The following is a 14,590-nucleotide window of genomic DNA, read 5'->3' on the forward strand; positions in this document are numbered from 1 at the left end:
TCTCCCCAGGGCTGACGGGGGCGAGACCCGCCCGGCGGTACGGTGCGACTCCGTCTGCGGATTCGCAGGGAGTCAGGCCATATAGCCTGGGTAAATGCTGACAGAAGTCACGGCGACCCGCTATGTCACGCCTCTGCGTGAGGGCGGCTCGCTCCCGGGCATCGTCGAGGCCGACGATCTCGGTACGTATGTCATGAAGTTCACCGGCGCGGGGCAGGGCCGCAAGACGCTGGTCGCGGAGGTCATCTGCGGGGAGCTCGGCCGGCGGCTGGGGCTGCGCGTCCCCGAGCTCGTGACCATGCAGCTCGACCCCGTGATCGGGCTCGCCGAGCCGGACCAGGAGGTGCAGGAGCTGCTCAAGGCGAGCGGCGGACTGAATCTCGGGATGGACTATCTGCCCGGCTCGCTCGGGTTCGACCCGCTCGCCTACGAGGTCGATCCGGCGGAGGCCGGCCGGATCGTCTGGTTCGACGCGCTGATCAACAACGTCGACCGGTCGTGGCGGAACCCCAACATGCTGGTCTGGCACGCCGATGCCTGGCTCATCGACCACGGCGCGACCATGATCTGGCACCACAACTGGCCGGGCGCCGAGGCGTCGGCGGCCAAGCCGTACAACGCCTCCGACCATGTCCTCGCGTCCTTCGGGCCGGACATCGCGGCCGCCCACCGCGAGCTGGCTCCGCTCGTCACCGAGGAACTGCTCACCGAGGTGGCCGCCGACGTGCCCGACGCGTGGCTGACCGACGAGCCCGGCTTCGGCTCGACCGACGAACTGCGCCGGGCCTATGTGCGGCCGCTGCTGGCGCGCGCCGCCACGATCCATGAGCGGATCTCGCTGGACGCCCCCACCAGGACCACCCCCTCCCGGGCCCCGGGGTGGCTCGCCGAACGCCTCACCCCCAGGCCGCACCCCACGAAGAACGACGGCGCCGCACAGGGCGTCGCCGGTCCGGACGGCGCCGCGCGCAGCGGCAAGGAGAACGGCTGATGAGCAAGCGCGATGTCTTCGAGTACGCGCTGCTGCGGGTCGTCCCGAGGGTCGAGCGTGGCGAGTGCTTCAACGCCGGTGTGCTGGTGTACTGCCGGGCCCGGTCCTTCGTCGCGGCCCGTACGTACCTCGACGAGGGCAAGCTGAAGGCGCTGGACCCCAACGCCGACGTGGTCGGGGTGCGGGCGGCCCTGCGGGCGGTCGAGGGGGTCTGCGGAGGCGGCGACGATGCCGGGCAGGCGGCGGGCGACGATGCCGGGCGGCGCTTCCGCTGGCTGATCGCGCCACGCTCCACGGTCGTCCAGCCGGGCGCCGTGCACAGTGGTCTCACCCTGGATCCGGCGGGCGAGGTCGACCGGCTGCTCGACCTGCTGGTGCGCTGATCCGACCCCGGTGGCGGCGTCCGGGCGGTGCCCGGTGCCGCGCCGCCGGGTGTGACATGCGGCCTCTGCGCCCGTGGGCCGTTGACACCGGGTGCCAGGGCTTCTAGCGTCACGTCTGCTGAAGGTACTAAGCGGTTGCTCAGTCATCGGGATTCTTCTGTCAGGGAATGTCCCAGGAGTGTCCCGACGTCCGCTGAGCCCCCGATCCAAGGGCGAGGAGAACCAAGCATGTCCACCACCGAGCAGCGCGTCGCCATCGTGACAGGAGCGGCGCGGGGCATTGGCGCCGCGACCGCGGTACGCCTGGCGGCCGAGGGCCGCGCCGTCGCCGTACTCGACCTCGACGAGGCGGCCTGCAAGGACACGGTCGAGAAGATCACCGCCGCTGGGGGGACCGCTCTCGCCGTCGGCTGCGACGTGTCGGACAGCGCCCAGGTGGAGGCCGCCGTCGCGCGGGTGGCCGCCGAGCTCGGCGCGCCGACGATTCTCGTCAACAACGCGGGCGTGCTCCGCGACAACCTGCTCTTCAAGATGAGTGAGCTGGACTGGGACCTCGTGATGAACGTGCACCTCAAGGGCGCGTTCCTGATGGCGAAGGCCGTCCAGTCGCACATGGTGGAGGCCAAGTTCGGCCGCATCGTGTCCCTGTCCTCCTCCTCGGCCCTCGGCAACCGCGGGCAGGCGAACTACTCCGCCGTCAAGGCGGGTCTCCAGGGCTTCACCAAGACCCTCGCCAAGGAGCTCGGCAAGTTCGGCGTCACCGCCAACGCCGTCGCCCCTGGATTCATCGTCACCGAGATGACGGCGCAGACCGCGGCCCGGGTCGGCATGGGCTTCGAGGAGTTCCAGGCCGCCGCGGCCACCCAGATCCCGGTGCAGCGCGTCGGCCGCCCCGAGGACATCGCCAACGCGATCGCCTTCTTCACGGGCGAGGACGCCGGGTTCGTCTCCGGACAGGTCATGTACGTCGCCGGTGGACCCCTCAACTGACCCGAAGGGCAACGGACATCATGACTGTGCAGGACAGTGGCAAGGTCGCCCTCATCACGGGCGCCAGCCGGGGCATCGGCTACGGCATCGCCGAGGCGCTGGTCGCCCGCGGCGACCGGGTGTGCATCACGGGCCGCGGTGAGGACGCCCTCAAGGAGGCCGTCGAGCGGCTCGGTTCCGACCGGGCGATCGGCATCGCGGGCAAGGCCCACGACGAGGCCCACCAGGCGGCGGCCGTCGAGCGTGCCATGGAGGCGTTCGGCCGGGTCGACTTCCTCGTCAACAACGCCGGTACGAACCCGGTCTTCGGCCCGATCGCCGAGCTCGACCTCAATGTCGCCCGCAAGGTGTACGAGACCAATGTGATCTCGGCGCTCGGCTTCGCCCAGCAGACCTGGAAGGCGTGGCAGAAGGAGAACGGCGGGGCGATCGTCAACATCGCCTCCGTCGCCGCGATCTCCGCCTCGCCCTTCATCGGCGCCTACGGCATGAGCAAGGCGGCCATGGTCAATCTGACCCTTCAGCTGGCCCACGAGTTCGCGCCGGTCGTCCGGGTCAACGCGATCGCTCCGGCCGTGGTCAAGACCAAGTTCGCCCAGGCCCTCTACGAGGGCCGTGAGGCCGAGGCGGCGGCGGCCTATCCGCTCGGCCGGCTCGGGGTCCCGCAGGACATCGGCGGCGCGGCGGCCTTCCTCACCTCCGAGCAGTCCGACTGGATCACCGGACAGACCCTCGTGGTCGACGGCGGGATCTTCCTGAACGCGGGTGTGGGCTGAGAGCGGCCTGAGCCGGTTTGGCCCCGATTGACTCAAGTGCCCCACCGGGTCAGCGGATTGACCCGGTGGGGCGCTGCGGTATGGTCTGCCGACCCATGGCTGATCGAGGAGCGTGCGCGTGTTCTACCGGGCCAGTCTGCAGGCTGCTGCAGCCCTTGCTTCCCTGTCTTTGCTGGCCGGCTGCGGTCTGCTGTCCGGCAGCGAGTCGGACACGGACCAGAAGATAGTCGTCGGTTCGACGAGCTCGCCCTCGACCCTGGATCCGGCGGCTGCCTGGGACAGCTCGTGGGAACTGATGCGGAACGTGTTCCAGACGCTGGTGAGTTTCCCCACCGGCACCACGAGTCCCGAGCCCGACGCTGCCGACAACTGCAAGTTCACCGACTCCACGAGCATGGCCTACCGGTGCACGCTGCGTAAGAACCTCAAATTCTCCAACGGCGAGAAGCTCGACGCCGAGGCCGTGAAGTACAGCATCGACCGGATCGTGAAGATCAAGGTCAAGGGCGGCCCGGCCGGCATGCTCGGCTCCCTCGACCGGGTGGAGACCAAGGGCGACGACACCGTCATCTTCCACCTGAACACCTCCGACGCCACCTTCCCCTTCATCCTGGCCACCCCCGCGATGTCGATCGTCGCGCCCGGTGACTACCCGAAGGACAAGATCCGCGACGACGGCAAGGTCACCGGATCCGGTCCGTACCTCCTGGACTCCTACAAGCCCGCGGTCGCGTCGGAGATGACGAAGAACCCCGATTACCGGGGCTTCGCCAACCGTAAGAACAACGCGGTCACCGTGCGGTACTTCAAGGAATCCACCCGGATGGTGACCGCCCTCAAGAAGAAGAAGATCGACGCCATCTACCGGGGTCTCACCGCCGACGAAGTCGTCAGCCTGGAGGACAACAAGGCGGACAACGACGGCCTGCAGATCGTCGAGACGGTCGGCGCGGACATCCGCTTCCTCGTCTTCAACCCGAAGGACCCGGCCGCCGGAAAGCCCGCCGTCCGCCAGGCCATCGCCCACCTCGTGAACCGGGACGCCCTGGTCGCCAAGGTCTACCAGGGCACCGCGGAGCCGCTGTACTCCATGGTGCCCAAGGGCATCGCCGGACACACCACGAGCTTCTTCGACACCTTCGGCGACCCGAGCGTGACCAAGGCGAAGGGCATCCTGACCGACGCGGGTATCACCAAGCCCGTCAAGATGACCTTCTGGTACACCACCGACCGCTACGGCTCCTCCACAAAGCCCGAATTCGAGGAGCTCAAGCGTCAGCTGGAGGATTCCGGCCTCTTCGAGATCACGCTGAAGGGCGAGCCGTGGACGACCTTCCAGGAGGGCTTCACCAAGGGGGAGTACCCCGTCTTCGGCCGAGGCTGGTTCCCTGACTTCCCGGACCCCGACAACTTCATCGCGCCCTTCGTGGGCAAGGAGAGCGTCACCGGGACCCCGTACCTGAACAAGGAGATCACCCAGCAGCTGATCCCCGCCACCCGGCAGGAGAGCGACCGGGGGGCCGTCAGCCAGCAGTTCGAACGGGCCCAGGAGATCCTGGTGGAGGACGTCCGGCTGCTGCCCCTGTGGCAGGGCAAGCTGTACGTCGCGTCCGGCGAGGACATCGGCGGCGGCGAGCGCGCACTGGACCCGCAGACCGTCATGCAGCTGTGGGAGCTGTACCGCAAGACCAGCTGGTAGGGCTCGCGGGGGCCGTTGTCAGTGGTCCCCGGTAGGTTCTGTGGTCAAGAACCGATTGCTTACCGGAGGTTGTGGACGTGACCGACACCGACCTGCTGCCCGAGTCCTGGCGCGGCGTCCTCGGCGAAGAGCTGCAGAAGCCGTACGTCAAGGAGCTCGCGGACTTTGTTGAGGAAGAGCGGGCCAAGGGGCCGGTGTATCCGCCGCGCGAGCAGGTCTTCGCCGCGCTGGACGCCACCCCGTACGACCGGGTGAAGGTCCTCATCCTCGGCCAGGACCCGTATCACGGCGAGGGCCAGGGGCACGGACTGTGCTTCTCCGTGCGGCCGGGCGTGAAGACGCCGCCCTCGCTGCGCAACATCTACAAGGAGATGAAGGAGGAGCTCGGCCTGCCCGTCCCGGACAACGGGTATCTGATGCCCTGGGCCGAGCAGGGAGTCCTCCTGCTCAACGCCGTGCTGACGGTACGGGCCGGAGAGGCCAACTCGCACAAGGGCAAGGGCTGGGAGAAGATCACCGACGCGGTGATCCGCGCGGTGGCCTCGCGGCCGGACCCGGCGGTCTTCGTGCTCTGGGGCAACTACGCGCAGAAGAAGCTTCCGCTGATCGACGAGGAGCGCCATGTGGTGGTGAAGGGCGCCCATCCCTCGCCGCTCTCCGCCAAGAAGTTCTTCGGCTCCCGCCCCTTCACCCAGATCAACGAGGCCGTCGCCGCCCAGGGGCACGAGGCCATCGACTGGCGCATCCCCGACCTGGGCTGAGTGTGCGGGAATGGCGACGGCCGTAGAGCCGAGGGATGTCCCGCCATCCCGACGGACCACGGGCCGGTTCACCCCCGACGGATCGGGACCCGGTCGGGGATGAACGGCCCCGGTGGATCGGCGCGCGGCGGCGGATACGGTGCGTCAGAAGGTGGAGAAACGTCCGCATACTGGATGTATTGGGGCGTTCCGACAACGCCGCGAGTCGCCGTAGCTGTCGCCGTGCGCCCACCGGGGCTCGTGGGGCATCCCTTTGGCGTCGGCACGACCGCAACCGGCTGTACGGGCACGAGGGAGAGCGCAGTGATGGAGCAGCAGGAGGCGTCCCCGGACGCCGTCATGACCAGGATCGGCCAGGCGATCATGCTGCTCCACGGCGGCGACCGGGAAGAGGCGCGCAACCGCTTCGCCATCATCTGGTCGGAGATCGGTGAGGACGGCGACGCCCTCCACCGCTGCACCCTCGCGCACTACATGGCCGATACGCAGGACGACCCGGCGGATGAACTGGCCTGGGATCTAAGGGCGTTGACGGCCGCGGAGGGGCTGAGTGACGAGCGGGTCGCGGAGCACCAGGATTCCCTGGCGGTGCGGGCCTTCTACCCCTCCCTGCATCTCAACCTCGCGGCGGACTATCTGAAGCTCCGGCGGCCCGACGCGGCCCGGACCCATCTGCACCGGGCCAGGGCGGCGGCCGAAGTGCTCCCGGACAGCGGGTACGGCACAGGGGTCCGCACGGCCATCGAGCGGCTGGAGCTGCGGATGCGGCAGGCGTGAGCTCGCCGTGGCCCACCGGCTTCCGGCCGGTGGGCCGGGGCGCACGTGGGTGCGTGGGCCGGGCGCGGGTGCGGGGGCTCAGCCGCCGTACGTCTGGTCACAGATGGTGGACTGGGGGCTGCCCGCGGGCCAGCCCCCGTACCCCCGGCCGAGCGCGCAGACACCCGTGCCGCCGGCGGGGGCACGCGGTACCGCACGCGGTTCGGGAAGCGGGATGCGCGGCAACCGGAGTGGGGTGCGCTGCCGGGACGGGTCCGCGGCCTCCCGCTGCCGCGGACTGCGCGGTACGACGCGCGGGGTGCCGGACGGCGCCCCGGTGGAGGCGGCGGACGAGGGAGCGGCGGAGGAAGGGGAGGGTGTCGGGTCCGGGAGAGCTTCCAGGGCCTCGCGGGCGGGTGGCTGCACGATCTGCGGTGCCACGTCCTGGACCGGTCTGCCGACGCCGGGCCGCGGCGGGAATTCCGCCGACGGCTCCACCGACACGCAGCCGGAGACGGCCGTGACAGCCACTCCGACCAGGATCTTCGCGGTGATTCTCGTTCGATGCACCCGGGCAACTCTGCTCTGCGCAAAGGCTGTCCGGGGGGCCGGCGCGGCAGGATTGGCCCACACGAGTGACCCGGCCGAAACCCAGCGCGTACAGGCAGCCGTGCGCCGCAACCCCTACCGATACATGCTGGACGAAGTCGAACTCACCGAGCCCGCCCCCGACCCCCGGCAGGCGGATCACACCGCACCGCACCGGGACCTGGTGCGGGTGTGTCCGGGGTACCCGCGGCGCCGTGGGCGTCAGACGCCGGTGGCGCCGTCGACCCGTTCGCGGACGAGGTCGGCGTGGCCGTTGTGCCGGGCGTACTCCTCGATCATGTGCGTGTAGATCCACCGGAGGTTGTACGTCTCGCCCCTGCGGCTCAGCCCCGCGGACATCTCGTCGAGGCCGACCTTCGCCGCGTTCTCCCGTGCCTGCGCGATCTCCGCACGCCAGGTGGCCTCCGCCTCCGCCCAGGTGTCCGCCTCGGTGAGATGGAACTCGGCGTCCGGGTCCTCGTCGGTGCCGTAGATCGGCGCCGCGTCCTCGCCGGCCAGCACGATACGGAACCAGCCGCGCTCCACCTCGGCCATGTGCCGGACGAGCCCGAGCAGTGTGAACTCCGACGGCGGCACGGACGCCTCCCGCAGCTGGGCGTCGGTGAGCCCGGCGCACTTCGTCGCCAGCGTCTCGCGGTGGAAGTCCAGCCAGCCCTCCAGCATCGGACGTTCGGCGGCGTCGACGGCGGGTTCGGAGCGTTCAGGAGCGGTCATGGCGGTCATCCTCGCTCATCGATCATGGCTCCGGCCAGGCAATATCGTTGCCACGCCCCGCACAGGCCGCGCGGTGGCCCGGCGAAACGGGTACGGGTTCGGCCCCGGTCGGCATCGCCGGCCGGCCGCCGTCGCGGCGCACGTATGCTGCCGGAACCACGTCAGGCATATGACACAGCGATAGGGGACCCTTGTGAAGGTCGGTTGCATCGGGCTCGGCGACATTGCGCGCAAGGCATATCTGCCCGTGCTGACCACGCTGCCGGGAATCGAGCTGCATCTGCAGACCCGCACCCCCGCCACGCTCGCCGCGGTCGCCGAGACGCACCGGATTCCGGCAGGCCAGTGCCACACCTCCCTCGACTCCCTGCTCGCCCAGGGACTCGACGCCGCCTTCGTGCACGCCCCGACCGCCGTGCACCCGGAGATCGTCGGCCGGCTCCTGGAAGCCGGTGTACCCACGTACGTCGACAAGCCGCTCGCCTATGAACTCGCCGGTTCCGAGCGGCTGGTGAGCCTCGCCGAGGAGCGCGGTACCAGTCTCGCCGTCGGCTTCAACCGCAGGCTCGCCCCCGGCTACGCGCAGTGCCTGGAGCACCCGCGCGAACTGATCCTGATGCAGAAGAACCGCGTCGGTCTGCCCGAGGACCCGCGGGCCATGGTGCTGGACGACTTCATCCATGTCGTCGACACGCTGCGCTTCCTGGCCCCCGGCCCTGTCGACCACACGTCCGTACGGGCCCGGATCGTCGACGGTCTGATGCACCATGTCGTGCTCCAGCTGTCCGGCGACGGGTTCACCGCCATCGGCCTGATGAACCGGCTCAGCGGATCGACCGAGGAGATCCTCGAAGTCTCCGGCCAGGACACCAAGCGCCAGGTGGTGAACCTCGCGGAGATCATCGACCACAGGGGCCAGCCCACCGTGCGCCGGCGGGGCGACTGGGTGCCGGTCGCCCGGCAGCGCGGCATCGAGCAGAGCGTGCTGACGTTCCTGGACGCCGTACGGGCCGGGGAGACGCTCAGCGCCCGGGACGCCCTGGCGACCCATGAGCTGTGTGAGCGAGTGGTGCGGGAGTCGCTGGAGCAGGCTTCCTGAGGGACCGCAGCCCCTCGGCGGCGAGCAGGGCCGCTAGTGCCGCCAGCGCGCCGTACACGGGCCAGTCGCCGAAACGGACGTAGAGCGTGGTGCCGCGGGCCAGCGGTACGTCGAAGACGGCGGCCGCGCTCGAACCCGTACCGAGCCGCCCGCCCACCCGCTCTCCTCGCGGCCCGTACACCGCACTGGTGCCGGTGAGCGTCGCGTGCACCATCGGACGGCCGCTCTCGGCGGCCCGCAGCGCCCCGAGCGAGGCGTGCTGGCCGGGCGCCCAGCTGTGCTGGAACGAGGACGTCGACGACTGGGCGATCAGCAGTCCCGCGCCGTCCCGGGTCAGCTGCCTGCTCATGTCGGGGAACGCCGACTCGAAGCACACCAGCGGGCCGAACCGCAGCCCCCGCTCGCCCGACGGGGTCATCACCACCGGCCGGGTGCCGCGCAGCCGGTCCTCGCCCGCCGCCTTGCCGACCGAGGTCGCCCAGCCGAGCGCCGCACGCGCCGGGACGTACTCGCCGAACGGCACCAGCCGCATCTTGTCGTAGCGGTCCCCGGTGGGCCCGTCCGGACCGATCAGCACCGCGGACTTGAAGATCCCGGTCCGGCCCGACGCGTCCGTCTGCCGGGCGTCCACGTTCACCAGCACCTCGGCACCCACCAGCCGCGAGAGCGCCGCGAGGCGCGACGCGGTCTTCGGACTCCTCAGCGGATCCACGCCGACACTGCTCTCGCCCCACACCACGAGATCGAGATTCCGGCCCGCCAGCGAACGCGTCAGCTCCTCACTGCGCGCGAGGCGGCGCTCAACACTGTGGGGACCCTCCACCACACCCGGCTGCACGACGGCGATCCGGGCCGTCGCGACGCGCTCCGGCCGCGGCGCCCAGCTCCAGATCGCCGCCACGGCGAGGGAGCACGCCACGAGGGAGACCACGGCGGCGGCGCGGGCGGCGGGCGCGACGAGCAGCAGAACGACGCCGGTGTTGACCGCCAGTACCAGCAGGCTCACCAGCCACACGCCGCCCACCGACGCCACCCGGAGCGCAGGGGCGAACTCCCACTGGGAGGCGCCGAGAAGCCCCCAGGGGCCGCCGAGGCCCTCCCAGGAGCGGACCAGCTCGATCATCAGCCAGCCGGACGGTACGAGGACGACCGCGGCCACCGAACGCGGAGCGGACGGGGCGCCGCCGAGCAGCCGGGACACGAGCAGTCCCCACGGGGCCCAGAGCAGGCCGAGCAACGCCGCCAGGACCACGATGAACACATGCAGGCTCGGCATCAGCCAGTGGTGCACGGCGATCATGAAACCGGTGCCGCCGATCCACGCGTCCAGCGCCGCGCGCCGCGGCGTCGCCGCCGACCGGATCAGCAGGAGCAGGGGCACCAGCGCGACATGGGCGAACCACCAGAGCCCCGGCGCGGGGAACGCGAGGGCGGGCAGGGCCCCGGCGAGCAGGGCGGCACCGCCGCGCCCCCACGGGGAGGCAGGCAGCCGCCGACCCGCCGCACGCGGACCGCCCGGTGCCCGCGCGGCAGGGGTGGTACCGGTCGGAACGCGCCCGTCCCGCATCCGCATGGCGTGCCCTCCTCGTCCTGCCCCGGGCGAGCAGTGTGTTTGCGCCGGACAACGGCTTCGTGCCCAGTGACCACGTCTACGTGCCCAGTGTGAGGGAGGGCAACCGGAGGCGACAGGGCACCCGGCCGCGGCGCGTCGCCGTCCGGGCGGCGCTGGACGGATGGCGCTGGACGGATGGCGCTGGACGGATGGCGCTGGACGGACGGCGCTGGACGGACGGCGCTGGACGGACGGCACGGGAGACGGGCGGCGCGGAATGGACGGCGCGGCGAGGGTGGGCGGCGCCGGACGGGAGCCGGGCGGCGGGACGGCCGGCGCGCGGGGCTCAGACCGGGGCGGAGCCACCCGGCGTACGTCGCCACTTCTCGTGGACGACGACGGAGCGGATCCGCCAGCCCGACTCCGTACGCAGCAACTCGAAGGTGTACCGGCCGCCGGAGACGAAGTCCGGTGCGGTGTCCCCGCCCTCGGCCGTGCCCGGACGCGACCCCGCCACCAGTCGCATCGGGTTGAGGTAATCGGCCTGTACGTCGGCCCGGTCGCCCGGATAGCCGCCGAGATCCTGGAGGCCGATGCGGCGGTTGACGATCAGATGCTGCCGGACGGGGAAGAGCCGCATCGTTTCCGTCAGCCACTGCGCGACCTCGGTGGCCGGGCCCTCCACACCGCCCGCTTCGCGGTAGTCGGCACGGCCGTCCGGGGTGAACAGATCGCCGTAGCCGGGCCAGTCGCCGTCGTCGACCGCCACCGCATAACCAGTGATCACTGCATCGATGGCGAGCTGGTCCATTACGGTCGCGAGTGCCACACGCTGCGTCATTGGCCAAGTCTCTGTCAAGACGCGCGTGAGGCCAAGGGTTCCGCGCTGTCGGTCACTCGGGCGGGCCGGGTGCCCGGCCCGCCGCTCGCTGCGCCGCTGCCCCGCCGCGCGCTCCGTTTCCGGCCTCCTGACCTGTCGTCAGCAGGGGACGACGGCCACCGGCCCCAGCGCGTGTGTGACCGTCGTCTGTGCCACCGGTGACAGGCCCAGCCCCAGCGCCTCGCCCCCCTTGCGACGCCCGATCACGGTCAGTGCCGCCGTGGCCGACGCGGTCACCAGGGTGCGCGAAGCGGAACCGCTCACCGGCTCGCGTACGACGTCCACCTGCGGGTACTGCTCCTGACGGCCCGCCGTGAGCTCCGCGAGAGTCCGCTCCGCCGCGCCCGCCGCAGCCTCCCGGTCGAAGACCGGACCGCCCGAGAGCATCGAGGAGAACATCGTCCAGCCGTGCACGATCCGCAGGCGTGCGCCCGGACGGGAGGCGGCGGTCTCGAAGGCGAAGTCCAGCACCGCCTCGCTGCTCTCGTCGGCGGCCACCCCCGCCACGATGTCGGGGAAGGCGCTCTCGGCGGCCTCCGCCTCGTCCTCCTCCGCGCGGCCACTGTGGACGACCACGACGGGACACGGAGCCATCGACGCGGTCGCCAGGCTGTTGGAGCCGATCATCAGCGACCGGAATCCGCCCAGCCCGCGTGAACCCACCACCACCATCGAGGCGTCCCGGCCGAGCGCGACCAGCGCGGCCGACGGGAAGTCCAGCGGGGCGAGGGTGGCGGGATGCAGCTCAGGAGCGATCAGCGTGGTCCGGCGTACGGACTCGGTGAGCAGTTCCTCGGCCTCGCGCAGCTGGGTCTCCTGACTGATCCGCCGGGTGAGTGGCCGGACGTGCACGATCGTCAGCGGCAGCCCTCGCCGCACGGCCTCGTGAGTGGCCCAGTCGAGTGCGTCCCAACTGTGCGACGAACCGTCCACAGCGGCGATGACGGGAAGCTCGGTGGTGGTCATGAATCCCTCCAGGGTCCGGGTCCTGCACGTCCCAGCCTTGTCCTTCCCGGCACGGAACGGGAGGGACTTTCGGCCCTGACAGCGGGTCGGAAGCCCTCAGTGCGTGCCGCGCGTCCCGGCCGGGCGCCCATATGTCCCGTGAAAGCGCCTTTTCCGTACGCTACGGCCGGTCGGCGCCCGGCGCCCTGGTGAGGTGTGCCGGTGGTGAGGGGGCAGGCGTGTCAGTCGTGGTGGTGACGGGAGGACGTGTCGTCCGGCGGCACGGTCCGGCCGCCGTCATTCCCGCTGACCACGACGGCGACGAGGGCCACGAGGATCCCGGCCACGGCGAGCCGGCCGCCCAGGCGCAGGGCCCAGCCCGTCCGGGAACCCGAGGAGTCGCCGGGCCGCGCGGACAGCTTCTCCGAGCGGCGGGCGGGCCGCAGCAGCCGGAGGAGCAGCAGCGCCGCGATCGGCAGCTGGAGGAGCCACACGGAGGTGCGGAACCAGCCGTCGTACCAGACGTTCGTCCCGTACAGCAGGGTGTGCCAGACGCTCAGGACGTAGACGACGATCACGCAGCGGTGCAGGATGCGCCAGGTTCTGGGGCCGATGCGATGCCGCACGTAGAAGAGCAGGCCCAGCGGAACCGCGAGGTACAGGGCCGCCTGCCCCACGGGGATGGCGATCCGTCCGGTGCCCGAGTCGTAGCCGCCCGGTACGAAGGCTTCCGTGAGGGCGGTGGCGAGCGCCGAGTTCCAGCCCGCCGTGTCGTGCCGTATCAGCTCCGCGGCGAACAGCAGCGCGTGGGCCGCGATGAGTGCGATCGTGTTGAGGCTCGTCGTGCGGTGCAGGCGCTCCAGCCGGGGGCCCGACAGCGGCAGGCGCCCCGGGCGCGGGCCCGACAGCAGCAGCCCGAGGATGACCGTCCCCCATGCCCAGAGCAGTGCGGACCAGCCGAACGCCTGGCTGAGGAAGTACATCCAGAAGCCGCCCACGTCGGCCATGAACGGCATGACGGAGACCGTCGAGGAGGACTTGTCGCGGATCCGGACGTAGAGCACGGCGAAGACGGCCGCGGTCACCGCGAGGGCGACCAGGCCGTCGGGCAGGGAGGCGCGCAGGTCGGAGCGGAGCGTGGGGCGTGGCTGCCGGGTGACGGGAGAGGTGGGGCCCTCGACGGGTGCGGGTGCCTCGGTGCCGGGCGGTTCGGGTACGGGTGCCTCGGTGCCAACCGGTTCGGGTGCGGCGGTGTCGGCCGGCTCTGGTGCGGGGGGCGGGTTCGTCATGCGGCCTCTTCGGGGGCGTCGGCTGGCGGGCGGATGCGTGTCCTCGGCCACGAGGTCCGCGCACACGCGTTGTTGGAGCAGTCGGGGGCAGGAGGACAAAAGTTCCCCGCACGTGGCTGTGACATGGATCACTGATCGCGGGTGTCATCCGATATCCGATGAACCCGTCCCATTTACTGACCTGTTGGTCTTCTCGCGGGGGCGGGTGACGCTGGCACGATGGCCGCCATGAGAGGCGGAACCGCCCCCCGCGCAGTACGGACCGTGGTGTTCGCGGCCGTGTGCGTCGCGGTGTCCGGACTCGGCCATGCGCTCATGTCCGGTGGGTCCCTTCCGCTGCCCAGCCTGGCCTCCGCCTTTCTGCTGGTGTGCGGAGGCGGCTGGTGGCTGGCGGGCCGCGAGCGGAGCGCCCCGGTGACCGCGGCGGCGAGCGCCGTCGGCCAGCTGTCGTTGCACACCCTCTTCACCTCCGTGCAGCCCTGTCTGCCGGGCCTCGTGGGCCCGGACGGCCACGGGGGCTCCGGTCACCCGTCCGGCGTCATGACGCACTCGGCCCATGACGCGATGGCCGGAACACCCGCCGACGCCATGACCCTGGCAGCCTTCGACGTCACGGCGGTCAGCACGGGCATGGTCGCGGCCCATGTGATCGCCGGACTGCTCTGCGGCTGGTGGCTGTGGGGAGGCGAGGCGGCGCTCGTCCAACTCGGCCGCTCCCTGGCCCTGTTCGTGTGCGCCCCGCTGCGGGCCGCCTGGCGGCTCTGGCGCGCCGGAGGAGCCGACCGCACCCCGGTGACACGGTGGCGGACCCGCCGCAGGCCGGGGCGCCGCCTTCAGGATCTCCTCGCGCTGCACGGACTCTCCCGTCGGGGACCGCCCCTTCGCGTCCGCACGCACTGACCTCCGCCCGCCCCTGGGCCCGATCCGGGCCGGGGCGGCCCAGGTGCGCGCCCATGACACGGGTGAACACCTGTGACAGGCATGCCGACTCCCCGGGACGCCGATAGCGCCCGGAGGCCGGTCACGAGGAGCCGCGCGGTATCGCGGCGGCTCCGCGAGGACGCTAAGGAACCGTAGTGACACCCCCTGCCCCGATGCCCCCTGCGCGATTGCACCCCGCCCCCCTCCTTCCCGGGCGCCCCACGT

At 71.2% G+C, this 14,590-nt stretch carries 15 protein-coding genes; 9 read left to right on the forward strand and 6 right to left on the reverse strand.

Annotated features, from left to right (window positions below; translation table 11 throughout):
- The first annotated feature begins 94 nt into the window (after positions 1-94).
- The 7 genes from A6A29_RS05610 (at position 95) to A6A29_RS05640 (ending at position 6,377) form a co-directional block, all read left to right on the forward strand.
- Entirely contained in the window at positions 95-991 is an 897-nt protein-coding gene (locus tag A6A29_RS05610; protein ID WP_073718727.1) for a HipA family kinase, read from the forward strand.
- Positions 991-1,374 carry a DUF3037 domain-containing protein gene (locus A6A29_RS05615; RefSeq protein WP_073718728.1) on the forward strand — a complete coding sequence of 128 codons (384 nt, stop codon included), beginning with the start codon at positions 991-993 and terminating at the stop codon, positions 1,372-1,374. The genes A6A29_RS05610 and A6A29_RS05615 overlap by 1 nt, the downstream gene beginning before the upstream one ends.
- A 228-nt stretch (positions 1,375-1,602) precedes the next feature.
- Positions 1,603-2,364, forward strand: coding sequence for a 3-oxoacyl-ACP reductase FabG (gene fabG / locus A6A29_RS05620; RefSeq protein WP_073718729.1), 762 nt, complete (start codon positions 1,603-1,605; stop codon positions 2,362-2,364).
- A 20-nt stretch (positions 2,365-2,384) separates the two neighbouring features.
- The gene (locus A6A29_RS05625; protein WP_073718730.1) at positions 2,385-3,140 is read left to right on the forward strand and encodes an SDR family oxidoreductase; all 756 of its coding nucleotides are present in this window, start codon (positions 2,385-2,387) and stop codon (positions 3,138-3,140) included.
- Positions 3,141-3,258: 118 nt separating this feature from the next.
- Positions 3,259-4,839: an ABC transporter substrate-binding protein gene (locus A6A29_RS05630; protein ID WP_073718731.1), complete on the forward strand. Its 1,581-nt coding sequence runs from the start codon at positions 3,259-3,261 to the stop codon at positions 4,837-4,839.
- Positions 4,840-4,916: 77 nt separating this feature from the next.
- Positions 4,917-5,600: a uracil-DNA glycosylase gene (locus A6A29_RS05635; protein WP_073719026.1), complete on the forward strand. Its 684-nt coding sequence runs from the start codon at positions 4,917-4,919 to the stop codon at positions 5,598-5,600.
- A 303-nt stretch (positions 5,601-5,903) separates the two neighbouring features.
- Positions 5,904-6,377: a hypothetical protein gene (locus A6A29_RS05640; RefSeq protein ID WP_073718732.1), complete on the forward strand. Its 474-nt coding sequence runs from the start codon at positions 5,904-5,906 to the stop codon at positions 6,375-6,377.
- A gap of 78 nt (positions 6,378-6,455) precedes the next feature.
- On the opposite strand, the gene A6A29_RS05645 is transcribed toward A6A29_RS05640, so the two are convergent.
- Together A6A29_RS05645 and A6A29_RS05650 are read right to left on the reverse strand one after the other, a co-directional pair.
- Entirely contained in the window at positions 6,456-6,926 is a 471-nt protein-coding gene (locus tag A6A29_RS05645) for a hypothetical protein (RefSeq protein ID WP_073718733.1), read from the reverse strand.
- Between the two features lie 240 nt (positions 6,927-7,166).
- Positions 7,167-7,679: a DinB family protein gene (locus A6A29_RS05650; protein WP_073719027.1), complete on the reverse strand. Its 513-nt coding sequence runs from the start codon at positions 7,677-7,679 to the stop codon at positions 7,167-7,169.
- A gap of 193 nt (positions 7,680-7,872) precedes the next feature.
- On the opposite strand from A6A29_RS05650, the gene A6A29_RS05655 reads away from it, so the two are divergent.
- Positions 7,873-8,778, forward strand: a complete 906-nt coding sequence (locus A6A29_RS05655; protein WP_073718734.1) for a Gfo/Idh/MocA family protein — start codon at positions 7,873-7,875, stop codon at positions 8,776-8,778.
- On the opposite strand, the gene lnt is transcribed toward A6A29_RS05655, so the two are convergent.
- The 4 genes from lnt to A6A29_RS05675 form a co-directional block, all read right to left on the reverse strand.
- A complete protein-coding gene (gene lnt, locus A6A29_RS05660; RefSeq protein WP_073718735.1) occupies positions 8,702-10,351 on the reverse strand; it encodes an apolipoprotein N-acyltransferase in 1,650 nt (549 codons plus the stop codon). The genes A6A29_RS05655 and lnt overlap by 77 nt on opposite strands.
- Positions 10,352-10,676: 325 nt before the next feature.
- Positions 10,677-11,171 carry a nuclear transport factor 2 family protein gene (locus tag A6A29_RS05665; RefSeq protein WP_073718736.1) on the reverse strand — a complete coding sequence of 165 codons (495 nt, stop codon included), beginning with the start codon at positions 11,169-11,171 and terminating at the stop codon, positions 10,677-10,679.
- A 138-nt stretch (positions 11,172-11,309) separates the two neighbouring features.
- The gene (locus A6A29_RS05670; protein WP_073718737.1) at positions 11,310-12,176 is read right to left on the reverse strand and encodes a universal stress protein; all 867 of its coding nucleotides are present in this window, start codon (positions 12,174-12,176) and stop codon (positions 11,310-11,312) included.
- Positions 12,177-12,397: 221 nt separating this feature from the next.
- Positions 12,398-13,444 carry a ferric reductase-like transmembrane domain-containing protein gene (locus A6A29_RS05675; RefSeq protein ID WP_073718738.1) on the reverse strand — a complete coding sequence of 349 codons (1,047 nt, stop codon included), beginning with the start codon at positions 13,442-13,444 and terminating at the stop codon, positions 12,398-12,400.
- A 228-nt stretch (positions 13,445-13,672) separates the two neighbouring features.
- Here A6A29_RS05675 and A6A29_RS05680 point away from each other — a divergent pair, with 228 nt between their 5' ends.
- Positions 13,673-14,344 carry a hypothetical protein gene (locus A6A29_RS05680; RefSeq protein ID WP_073718739.1) on the forward strand — a complete coding sequence of 224 codons (672 nt, stop codon included), beginning with the start codon at positions 13,673-13,675 and terminating at the stop codon, positions 14,342-14,344.
- The last annotated feature ends 246 nt before the right edge of the window (positions 14,345-14,590 follow it).

Source organism: Streptomyces sp. TSRI0281, from assembly GCF_001905125.1.
Classification (GTDB): Bacteria; Actinomycetota; Actinomycetes; order Streptomycetales; family Streptomycetaceae; genus Streptomyces.